Below are 10,067 nucleotides of genomic sequence, written 5' to 3' on the forward strand. Positions count from 1 at the left end.
CCGGGACCGCAAGGTCCGCCTGGTGTGACCAGGCGGACCTTGCGGTCCCGGGGGACCATTGGGGAGGATGCCCGGTGGGGACCGGGGCCACCGTGTCGAGAACGGCAGGGGCGGACCGCTACCCGGAGTACGCATCAGGAGACAGCGATGTCCCAACCGGCTCAGGAAACGCAGGAGCCCGAGGCCCCGCATCTCGACTTCCAGGGGACGACCCCCTACGAGGACTACGTCCAGGCCGACGTCCTCACCCACCTCCAGCACACCCGCTCCGACGACCCCGGAGAGATGGTCTTCCTGGTCACCACCCAGGTCATGGAGCTGTGGTTCACCGTCATCGTCCACGAGTGGGAGACCGCCGCGCGGGCCCTGCGCGAGGACCGGGTGCCGGTCGCGATCGACGCGCTGAAGCGTTCCGTACGGGAACTCGACGCGCTCAACGCCTCCTGGCGGCCCCTCGGCCAGCTCACGCCGGCGCAGTTCAACTCCTACCGTGCCGCCCTCGGCGAGGGCTCCGGATTCCAGTCCGCGATGTACCGCCGGATGGAGTTCCTGCTCGGCGAGAAGTCCGCGTCCATGCTCGTCCCGCACCGCGGAGCGCCGCGCGTGCACGCCGAGTTGGAGAAGGCCCTGCACGAACCGAGCCTCTACGACGAGGTGCTGAGGCTTCTCGACCGGCGGGGGCACGCGATCCCCGAGGCCGTGCTCACACGGGACGTGTCGCTGCGGTACGAGCCGTCGGAGGCCGTCGAGGAGGCGTGGACCTCCCTCTACTCCGGTGACGCCGGTGATGAACTCGCCCGGCTCGGCGAGGCGTTGACCGATGTCGCCGAACTGGTGTGGCGATGGCGCAACGACCATCTCGTCGCCACCCGGCGCGCGATGGGCGCCAAGACCGGTACGGGCGGCTCCGCCGGGGTGGCCTGGCTGGAGAAGCGCGCGCAGAAGAACGTGTTCCCCGAGCTGTGGACGGCGCGATCCCATGTCTGAACTCGTGGTGAGAGCGGAGAAGTTGGAGGCCGGTGACGAACTGGCCGGTGTCCGGGCGCAGTTCGTGCTCGATGGCGTCGTCTATCTGGACGGGAACTCGCTCGGCGCGCTGCCGGCCTCCGTCCCCGGGCGGGTCGAGGACGTCGTACGGCGGCAGTGGGGCGAACTGCGGATCCGGTCCTGGGACGAGAGCGGGTGGTGGACCGCGCCCGAGCGGATCGGTGACCGGATCGCCCCGCTGGTCGGGGCGGCGGCCGGGCAGATCGTCGTCGGTGATTCCACAAGTGTCAATGTTTTCAAGGCACTTGTGGCGGCCGTGCGAATGGCGGGTGGATCGGGGCGGGACGAGATCGTCGTCGACGCCACGACCTTTCCCACGGACGGGTACATCGCCGAGTCGGCGGCCCGGATGACCGGGTGCACGCTGCGGCCGGTGACCCCGGACCAGGTGCCGGGCGCGCTCGGCGAGCGTACGGCGGCGGTGCTCCTCAACCATGTCGACTACCGCACCGGGCGGCTGCACGACCTGCCCGCGCTCACCGCCGCCGTGCACGCGGCGGGCGGCGTGGTCGTATGGGACCTGTGCCACAGCGCGGGCGCCCTGCCGGTCGGGCTCGACGAGCACGGTGTGGACCTCGCGGTCGGCTGCACCTACAAGTACCTGAACGGCGGCCCGGGTTCACCGGCGTATCTGTATGTGCGGGCCGGTCTCCAGGACCGCTTCGACTCCCCGCTGCCCGGCTGGAACTCGCATGTCGAACCCTTCGGCATGCGGCCCGGCTACGAACCGGCGGCGGGCGCGCTGCGCGGGCGGGTCGGCACCCCGGACATCCTGTCCATGCTCGCTCTCGAAGCCGCGCTCGACGTGTGGGACGGCGCCGGTGTCTCGATCGAGGCGGTGCGCGCAAAGTCCCTCGCCCTGACGGACTTCTTCCTGGAGTGCGTGGCGTCGTACGTGCCGGCGGGCGCTGTCGAGTCGGTGACCCCGGTGGCTCATGCCGAGCGGGGGAGCCAGGTCGCGCTGCGGTGTTCCGACGCCGGGGACGTGATGAAGCGGCTGATCGAGCGGGGTGTGGTCGGCGACTTCCGGCATCCGGACGTCCTGCGCTTCGGATTCACGCCGTTGTACGTCGGGTTCGGGGACGTGGAGCGGGCGGCGCGCGTGCTGGGAGACGTGATCCGCTAGAAGCTGTACCTCGACCTAACCGCCGTAGGGCCTCGAAACGGTTAGTCCAACGGTGACACCTGTGACATACACCCCCGCCACGGCGGCGGCCCGCGCGGCGAGCGCGGCCCGCTCCGCGGCGGGGGCGTCCGGGGCGGATCCGGTGGTCAGCAACTCGTAGTAGAGGGGCGCCGATACGGCCCGTACGACCTGGCAGGCATCGGTTCCGGCGGGCAACTCCCCGCGCGCCACGGCGCGTTCGACGCAAGGCGTCCACTCGGCGGCCCGCACCGCGTAGAAGTGGCGCAGCGCCTCCGCCGTACGGGTGTCGCAGGTCGCGGCGGCGATGACGGCGCGGAACAGGGCGCCCTGGCGGGGATCGGCGAGCGTGCGCTGCACCAGCAGGGCGTGGGCGCGCAGATCGCCGAGCAGCGAACCCGTCTCCTGACGCGGCAGCGACGGCGGCACCTGCTGGGACTCTTCGGCCATGTCCACGAGGAGGTCCGCGACCAGCGCGGTCACCGAACCCCAGCGCCGGTACACCGTGGTCTTGCCGACCTCCGCCCGCCGGGCGACGTCCGAGAGGTCGAGCCGGTCGACGCCCTGCTCGGCCAGCACGTCACCCGTGGCCCGCAGCACGGCCGTACGCACGCGGGCCGTACGACCGCCGGGGCGCAGGCCGCCGGGTCCGGGGTCGTCGGGTCCGGGGTCGTCGGGTTCGGGTTCGGCGGGCATGGCGGCAGCGTAACGAAACAGCAGAACCGTTAAATCCTCACCCAGCGTGACATCCGCGTGTCCGCCCATGTCATCGGCCTGGTAGCGTCCCGCCAACGGTCGTAATCACTCCAGATCCGCCACATCCGAACTGTTCAAATCCTCTTCCAGTGCCGAAAGCCTGGGAGGTGCCCCCATCGTCGCTGAGAGGTTGGAGCAATGCCGGACGACGCCGCACGTGCCGCAGAAGAGGAGTCGGCCTTCTCGCACCCGGCCGTCGACCCCGACAGCACCGCCGCGTACGGTGACCACCCCGACCAGGTGATCGACTTCTACGTCCCGCGCGGCGAACGCGTGCCGGGCGAGGCCGCACCCCTGGTCGTCGTACTGCACGGGGGCGCGTGGCGTGCGCCGTACGACCGTGCGCACATCACCCCGTTCGCGGACTTCCTGGCACGGCGCGGCTTCGCGGTGGCCAACGTGGAGTACCGGCGGGGGGCGGCTGGTCCGCAGGAGGGGGCCGCCGGGCGCTGGCCCGACACCTTCGACGACGTCGCGGCCGCGCTGGACGCGCTCCCCGCGCTCGTACGGGAGGCGCTGCCGCAGGCCGATCCGCGCCGCACGGTCGTCACCGGGCACTCGGCCGGCGGCCATCTCGCGCTGTGGGCCGCGGCCCGGCACGTCCTCCCGAAGGACGCGCCCTGGCGCACCGACGCCCCCGCCGCGCTGCGCGGTGTGGTCGCCCTCGCCCCGATCGCCGACTTCGCGGTCGCCGAGAAACTCGCCGTGTGCGGCGGAGCGGCCGGTCAACTCCTGGGCGGGGAAGCCACGTTCGCGGAGCGCCTGCCGTACGCGGACCCCTCGCTCCTGCTCCCCACCGGCATCGCGACCACCCTGGTCCAGGGCCGCGCCGACGACGTCGTCCCCCAGGCGGTCGCCGAGTCCTACGCGGACGCGGCGGCGAAGTCGGGCGAGGTCGTCGGCCTCACCCTGCTGGAGGACGTCGGCCACTTCCCGCTGATCGACCCGGCGGCGGACGCGTGCGCGGTGGTGGCGGAGGAGATCGCACAGCTGGCCTGGTGAGCGCCCCGCCGTACGGCTCGTAGTACTTGAGACGGACGCCCCAGGACCCTTCTCACAGGTGACGACGGCTGCCCGCCCCGCCGCCTACCGTCTTGAACGTGACCGATACGAGCCAGACGCAGACGATGCCACAGGACAGCGCGTACGAGGCGTACAAGCCGCGCAGCCCGGAGTTCCGGCTGGCCGAGGACGCCCTGCGCGGGATGCGGCAGGACCTGTTCCACGACGCCTTCGCCTACCGCCCCCTGCCCCGCTCCACCGCCGCAGGACCGCTTACCCGGCGGCTGAAGGGCCGGCTGCGGGAGTACGCGGCCTGGAGCCCGCACGCCCTGATCGTCGCGGTCGGCCTGCTCGCGATGTTCGTCGCGACGAACGACGAGGCCCGCGGCGCGGGCAGCAACCTGATCCTCGGCCTGCTCGCCCTGGTGCCGGTGCTGCTGACCATGGTGCGGCCGGTCGGCGCGTTCTGGCTGTCCATGGCCGCGACCCCGGTCGCCACCGCCCTGGCGACCGGGTTCGACGACGAGTGGCCGTGGCGGACCGGCAGCTTCGTCTGCCACCTGTCCGTGCTCACGATCGTGGCGATACGCACCCGACCGCGCACGGCCGCCTGGATGTGGGTCCTGACGGTGGTCTACGGCATCGGCGCCGCCACCGTCGTCGGCGGCCACGCCTTCGGCTCGAACAGCGCGCAGATGGCGTTCCTCTCCGCCCTGGTCCTGCTCGGCGTCACCGTCCGGCACGTCCGCCACGACGCCGAGCAGGAGGTCACCGCCCAGCAGACCGTGACCGCGCACGAACGCTCCCGGCGCACGCTGCTGGAGGAGCGCACGACGATCGCCCGCGAGCTGCACGACGTGGTGGCCCACCACATGTCGGTGGTCGCCATCCAGGCGGAGGCCGCGCCCTACCGCGTGGAGAACCCGCCGCCCGAGCTGGAGCGCGCGTTCGTCACGATCCGGGAGAACGCGGTGGCGGCCCTGACCGAGCTGCGCCGGGTGCTGGGCGTGGTGCGCGCGGAGGACTACGAGGCGCCCGACGCCCCGCAGCCCACCCTCGCCGACATGGACGCCCTGCTCGCCAATGTGCGTGACGCCGGCCTGCGCGTCGACAAGGCGGTGACGGGCGCGGTGCGTGAACTCCCGCAGGGCGTCGAGCTGTCGGCGTACCGGATCGTGCAGGAGGCGTTGAGCAACACGTTGCGGCACGCGCCGGGCGCCAGTGCCCAGGTCGACATCGGCTATGTGCTGGGCGGGTTGGGCCTGCGGATCGTCAACGGCCCGGCGCCCGAGCCGAGTCTGGTGAAGCCCTCGCCCGGCGCGGGGCACGGCATCACCGGGATGCGGGAGCGGGTCTCCATGCTGAACGGCGAGATGACGGCGGTCCCGACGGCCGACGGCGGCTACGAGGTGACGGTGTTCCTGCCGGTCCCGAGCGCGACCGAACCGGCCCCGAGCGCGAGCAAATCGGCCCCGACCGTGGGGAATTCGGCCCCGGCCACCGGCGAGGGAGACGCATGACGATCCGCGTACTGATCGCGGACGACCAGATGATGGTGCGCGAGGGCTTCTCGGTCCTGTTGGGCGCGATGCCGGACATCGAGGTCGTCGGCGAGGCCGTGAACGGGCGCGACGCGGTCCGGCGGGTGCGTGAACTGGCCCCGGACGTCGTGCTGATGGACATCCGCATGCCGGAGATGAACGGCATCGAGGCGACCCGGGAGATCGTCGCCGCGGACGGCGCCGCGAAGGTGCTGGTGCTCACCACCTTCGACCTCGACGAGTACGTGTACCAGGCGCTGCGGGCGGGCGCCTCCGGCTTCCTCCTCAAGGACGCCTCGGCCCGCCAACTCGCCGACGGGGTAAGGGTGGTGGCGGCCGGCGAGGCGCTGCTCGCCCCCTCCGTCACCCGCCGGCTGATCACGGAGTTCTCGAAACTGTCCGAGACCTCCCGCGTGATGCCGACCGCGCAGCAGGGGGCGTACGGCGATCTGACCGAGCGGGAGACGGAGGTGCTGGTCCTCATCGCGCAGGGGCTGTCGAACGGGGAGATCGCCGAGCGGCTGGTGGTCGCCGAGTCGACGATCAAGACCCATGTCAGCCGGATCCTGGTGAAGCTGGGACTGCGGGACCGGACGCAGGCGGCGGTGTTCGCGTACGAGGCGAGGCTGGTGAGACCGGGGTAGGACGCTCGAGGGAGTGATCCGTGGCAGGCGCCCCGCGCACGGGGAATTCCCCCGGGACCGGCCAGGACACCGCACGTCGCCCCTGGTCAGCAGCGCGTCCAGCGGTTAGCGTCCGTCCATGGCTGCTGCTGACGACCTCGCCTTCGACCCCTGGGACCCGGCGTTCGTGTCCGACCCGTACCCCGCCTACGCCGAACTGCGCGACCGGGGCCGGGTCACCTACTACGAGCCCACCGACCAGTGGCTGGTCCCCCGCCACGCGGACGTCTCGGCCCTCCTCCGCGACCGCCGCCTCGGTCGCACCTACCAACACCGCTTCACCCACGAGGACTTCGGCCGTACGGCACCCCCGCCCGAGCACGAGCCCTTCCACACCCTCAACGACCACGGGATGCTCGACCTGGAACCCCCGGACCACACCCGCATCCGGCGCCTGGTCTCGAAGGCGTTCACCCCGCGCACGGTCGAGCAACTCAAGCCGTACGTCCGCAAGTTGGCCGGTGAACTGGTCGACGGCCTGGTGGCGCACGGCGGCGGTGACCTGCTCACCGATGTCGCCGAACCGCTCCCCGTCGCGGTGATCGCGGAGATGCTCGGCATCCCGGAGTCGGACCGCGCCCCGCTGCGCCCCTGGTCGGCGGACATCTGCGGGATGTACGAACTCAGCCCGTCCGAGGACACGGCGGCGCGCGCGGTCCGCGCCTCGAACGAATTCTCCGCGTATCTACGCGAGTTGATCGCGGCCCGCCGCAAGGACCCGGGCGACGACCTCATCTCCGGCATGATCGCGGCCCACGACGAGGACGACGACCGCCTCACCGAACAGGAGCTGATCTCCACCGCCGTACTCCTGCTGAACGCGGGCCACGAGGCGACGGTGAACGCCACGGTGAACGGCTGGTGGGCGCTGTTCCGCAACCCGGACCAGCTGGCCGCCCTGCGCGCGGACCACTCCCTGATCCCGTCCGCAGTGGAGGAGTTGATGCGCTACGACACCCCGCTCCAGCTCTTCGAGCGGTGGGTGCTGGACGAGATCGAGATCGACGGTACGACGATCCCGCGCGGCGCGGAGATCGCGATGCTGTTCGGCTCCGCCAACCATGACCCGGAGGTCTTCGCGTCCCCCGAGCGACTGGACCTCACCCGCGCGGACAACCCGCACATCAGCTTCAGCGCGGGCATCCACTACTGCATCGGCGCGCCCCTGGCCCGTATCGAACTGGCCGCGTCCATGGGGGCGTTGCTGGAGCGGGCCCCGACGCTGACGCTCGCGAGGGAACCGGAGCGGAAGCCGAACTTCGTGATCCGGGGGCTGGAGGGGTTGAGCGTCGAGGTGGGCTGACGGCGGGGGTGTTCGGGGTGGCGTGCGGTGGTTCAGTGCGGGGCGGTGCGGGCTCGCGTGCGTGTCCCTGCCCCCGCGGGCCGGAACGGTTCAGCTCCGCGCCTTGATCCGGCTGACCAGGGCCCACGACACCGCACCCACGGCCAGCCCGCCGAGCAGGGCGAGCGGCAGTTCGGCGTAGAGGACGCTCCAGTCGGGGCCCGCCTCGAAGCGCCAGAGGCGGGCGCGGACGTCGACGGCCCAGAGCGCGAGCCCCGCGCCCGCACCGAGCGCCATGGTCAGGCATCCGGCGGCGGCCTGCGCACGTTGTCCCATGCCCGTGAGGGACGCGGACGGGCGGGCGAGGGGTTCCGGATTCACCTCAACGATCTACCTCGCCGCCCCGCCCCGCGGCCCCGGCGACTGCCTCCCCCCGGTCCGCGTAGCGCGCGACGCCGGCACCTCCCGCAGCCGTTCGACGTGCCCCTGCTGGATGTCGCGGGTGAAGGTGAGGTAGTCGGCGACCAGTTCCAACTGCTCGGGGGTGTAGCGATCGCGCACCTGCCGGCCGGCGTCCTCGATGAACGGTCCGATCAGGCCGTAGGCCCGCTGCGCGGCCTCGGGGGTGACGCGGACCAGGGTCTTGCGCCGGTCGTCGGGGTGCGGGGTGCGGGTGAGGTAGGCGAGTTTCTCCAGCCGGTCGAGCATCGTGGTGACGCTCCCGGTGGTGAGCCCGAGCCGTCGGCTCAGCTCACGCGGAGTGATCTCCGGCACCGAGAGAAGGATCTCCAGACAGCGCAGGTCGGTCTCGTTGACGCCCATCAGACGGGCCAGCTCGCGGTCGAAGTCGTCGACGGCGCCCTGGTAGCCCTGCACGGCCGCCCCGAGCCGCGCTTCGACCGACTCCGAGGACCCCGAGCCGCCCTCCGACTCCATTCCACTTGACATTCGAGATATCTCCCCGGATCGTAGCCATCAGCAATTGGCCTGAAAGCCAAGATATATGAAAGTCAAGCTGAACTGAGGAGCCAACGCCATGTCGTCCAGCACGACCGACACGACGAACGTAGCCGCTGACGGCGGCGGTGGGCCGGTGCCCTACCCCCGACGGTGGGCGGCGGCGTTCGTGATGATCCTCGCAGCGCTGCTGGACATGATCGACGGATCGATCGTGAACACCGCGCTGCCCTCCATCGGCAAGGGCCTGAAGGCGACCCCGGCCGACCTCCAGTGGACGGTGTCGGCGTACATGCTCGGCTTCGCCGCCACGCTGATCATCGCCGGGCACCTCGGCGACCGCTACGGCCGCAAGAAGCTGTTCCTATTCGGCGTCACCGCGTTCGCACTGACGAGCCTGGCGAGCGCGCTGGCGACCTCGGCCGGGGTGCTCGTCGCCTCGCGCGGCCTCCAGGGGGTGGCCGCGGCCGTGATCATGCCGCAGATCCTCGCCTCGTTCCGCACGATGTTCGACGGCGAGGAGCGCGGCAAGGCGTTCGCCCTGTACGGCGCGATCGCCGGCCTCTCCACGGCCGTGGGCGTGCTGCTCGGCGGCGTACTGACCGACTGGGACCTGTTCGGCTGGGGCTGGCGCACCATCTTCGTCATCAATCTCCCGCTGGCCGTCGTCGTCCTGATCCTGGGCACCAAGTGGATCCCGGCGTCGAAGGCCCCCGCCTTCACCGGCCGCATCGATCTGCCCGGCAATGTCGTCCTGGCCGCCGGCCTGGTCGCGATCGTGCTGCCGCTGGTCCAGGGCCGCTCCAACGGCTGGCCGCTGTGGGGCTGGCTCTGCCTGGCCGCGGGCGTCCTCGCGATCGTCGCCCTGACGCTCTCGGAGAAGAAGCGCGGCATCGAACACCCCCTGCTCCCCACGGACTTGTTCAAGAAGCCCGCCTTCAGCGCCGGCCTACTGGTCCAACTCCTCTTCTACGGCGGCATGTCCGGCTTCTTCCTGGTCTTCACCGTCTGGCTCCAGTCCGGGCAGGGCTACACCCCGACCGGGGCCGGTCTGCTGATGGTCGCCTTCAGTGCGGGTTCGATCCTGGCCGCGCCCGCGGTGGACCCGCTGGTCGCCAAGTTCGGCCGTGCGGTGCTGATCCTGGGCGCGCTGGTCATGGCGGGCGGCCTGTTCTGGGTCCGGCACGCGGCACAGAACTCGGCCCAACTGCACACCGGCGCCTGGCCGTTGGTCCCCGGTCTCTTCCTGGCGGGCGTCGGTCTGATCCTCCTGATCATCCCGCTGGTGAACACCATCCTGAGCACCGTGCCGAGCGGCCTCGCGGGCGGCGCCTCCGGAATCCTGTCCACGGCCCAGCAGTTCGGCGGGGCGCTGGGAGTCGCGGTCATCGGCAACGCGTTCTTCTCCCACACGGACAAGGGACTCACCGACGCGATCGTCCACGCGGGCCCATGGGCCATCGCCGCGTACCTGCTGTGCGCGGCCCTGTGCCTGGCGCTGCCCCGCAGGACGGTCGGCAACCAGACCGAGCCGGCCCGCTGACAGGCCGGTGCTGTACGGCAGTTGCTCCGGCTTCGTCTCCCTGATGGCGGCGGCCGGGCTGGTCGGACGGGCTCACGTACTCACATCCCGCCTCCGCAACCCCGCCAGCCCC

10 protein-coding genes are annotated in these 10,067 nt (G+C 71.5%); 7 read left to right on the top strand and 3 right to left on the bottom strand.

The genetic code is table 11. The features are described from left to right. The first annotated feature begins 147 nt into the window (after positions 1-147). Both JHN63_RS42215 and kynU read left to right on the top strand, forming a co-directional pair. Positions 148-987, top strand: coding sequence for a tryptophan 2,3-dioxygenase family protein (locus JHN63_RS42215; protein ID WP_200690432.1), 840 nt, complete (start codon positions 148-150; stop codon positions 985-987). Next, complete coding sequence (gene kynU, locus JHN63_RS42220; protein WP_200690433.1) at positions 980-2,173, top strand: kynureninase; 1,194 nt, start codon at positions 980-982, stop codon at positions 2,171-2,173. The genes JHN63_RS42215 and kynU overlap by 8 nt, the downstream gene beginning before the upstream one ends. 15 nt (positions 2,174-2,188) lie before the next feature. Here the strand turns inward: kynU and JHN63_RS42225 are convergent, their stop codons facing one another. Beyond that, positions 2,189-2,887 (bottom strand): TetR/AcrR family transcriptional regulator, encoded by a 699-nt coding sequence (locus JHN63_RS42225; RefSeq protein ID WP_200690434.1) that lies wholly within the window; start codon positions 2,885-2,887, stop codon positions 2,189-2,191. A 198-nt stretch (positions 2,888-3,085) separates the two neighbouring features. Here JHN63_RS42225 and JHN63_RS42230 point away from each other — a divergent pair, with 198 nt between their 5' ends. The 4 genes from JHN63_RS42230 to JHN63_RS42245 all read left to right on the top strand — a co-directional run bounded on the left by JHN63_RS42230 (position 3,086) and on the right by JHN63_RS42245 (position 7,476). After that, positions 3,086-3,949: a S9 family peptidase gene (locus JHN63_RS42230; RefSeq protein WP_200690435.1), complete on the top strand. Its 864-nt coding sequence runs from the start codon at positions 3,086-3,088 to the stop codon at positions 3,947-3,949. 125 nt (positions 3,950-4,074) lie between these two features. Beyond that, positions 4,075-5,469: a sensor histidine kinase gene (locus JHN63_RS42235; protein WP_200690440.1), complete on the top strand. Its 1,395-nt coding sequence runs from the start codon at positions 4,075-4,077 to the stop codon at positions 5,467-5,469. After that, positions 5,466-6,134 (top strand): response regulator transcription factor, encoded by a 669-nt coding sequence (locus tag JHN63_RS42240; RefSeq protein ID WP_200690436.1) that lies wholly within the window; start codon positions 5,466-5,468, stop codon positions 6,132-6,134. The genes JHN63_RS42235 and JHN63_RS42240 overlap by 4 nt, the downstream gene beginning before the upstream one ends. A 118-nt stretch (positions 6,135-6,252) precedes the next feature. Next, on the top strand, positions 6,253-7,476 hold the full coding sequence (locus tag JHN63_RS42245; protein ID WP_200690437.1) for a cytochrome P450: 1,224 nt from the start codon (positions 6,253-6,255) through the stop codon (positions 7,474-7,476). 90 nt (positions 7,477-7,566) lie between these two features. On the opposite strand, the gene JHN63_RS42250 is transcribed toward JHN63_RS42245, so the two are convergent. Together JHN63_RS42250 and JHN63_RS42255 are read right to left on the bottom strand one after the other, a co-directional pair. Next, positions 7,567-7,791: a hypothetical protein gene (locus tag JHN63_RS42250; RefSeq protein ID WP_200690438.1), complete on the bottom strand. Its 225-nt coding sequence runs from the start codon at positions 7,789-7,791 to the stop codon at positions 7,567-7,569. 54 nt (positions 7,792-7,845) lie between these two features. Next, complete coding sequence (locus tag JHN63_RS42255) at positions 7,846-8,403, bottom strand: MarR family winged helix-turn-helix transcriptional regulator (RefSeq protein WP_234478496.1); 558 nt, start codon at positions 8,401-8,403, stop codon at positions 7,846-7,848. Between the two features lie 88 nt (positions 8,404-8,491). Between JHN63_RS42255 and JHN63_RS42260 the strand changes: the two genes are divergently transcribed. Further along, a complete protein-coding gene (locus JHN63_RS42260) occupies positions 8,492-9,955 on the top strand; it encodes an MFS transporter (RefSeq protein WP_200690439.1) in 1,464 nt (487 codons plus the stop codon). Positions 9,956-10,067: the final 112 nt, after the last annotated feature.

This window comes from Streptomyces sp. MBT65, assembly GCF_016612545.1.
Lineage (GTDB): Bacteria > Actinomycetota > Actinomycetes > Streptomycetales > Streptomycetaceae > Streptomyces.

Coding starts and splice junctions, on each gene's coding strand:
- JHN63_RS42215 (WP_200690432.1), top strand. CDS start 148: ATGTCCCAACCGGCTCAGGAAACGCAGGAGCCCGAGGCCCCGCATCTC.
- kynU (WP_200690433.1), top strand. CDS start 980: ATGTCTGAACTCGTGGTGAGAGCGGAGAAGTTGGAGGCCGGTGACGAA.
- JHN63_RS42225 (WP_200690434.1), bottom strand. CDS start 2,887: ATGCCCGCCGAACCCGAACCCGACGACCCCGGACCCGACGACCCCGGA.
- JHN63_RS42230 (WP_200690435.1), top strand. CDS start 3,086: ATGCCGGACGACGCCGCACGTGCCGCAGAAGAGGAGTCGGCCTTCTCG.
- JHN63_RS42235 (WP_200690440.1), top strand. CDS start 4,075: ATGCCACAGGACAGCGCGTACGAGGCGTACAAGCCGCGCAGCCCGGAG.
- JHN63_RS42240 (WP_200690436.1), top strand. CDS start 5,466: ATGACGATCCGCGTACTGATCGCGGACGACCAGATGATGGTGCGCGAG.
- JHN63_RS42245 (WP_200690437.1), top strand. CDS start 6,253: ATGGCTGCTGCTGACGACCTCGCCTTCGACCCCTGGGACCCGGCGTTC.
- JHN63_RS42250 (WP_200690438.1), bottom strand. CDS start 7,791: ATGGGACAACGTGCGCAGGCCGCCGCCGGATGCCTGACCATGGCGCTC.
- JHN63_RS42255 (WP_234478496.1), bottom strand. CDS start 8,403: ATGTCAAGTGGAATGGAGTCGGAGGGCGGCTCGGGGTCCTCGGAGTCG.
- JHN63_RS42260 (WP_200690439.1), top strand. CDS start 8,492: ATGTCGTCCAGCACGACCGACACGACGAACGTAGCCGCTGACGGCGGC.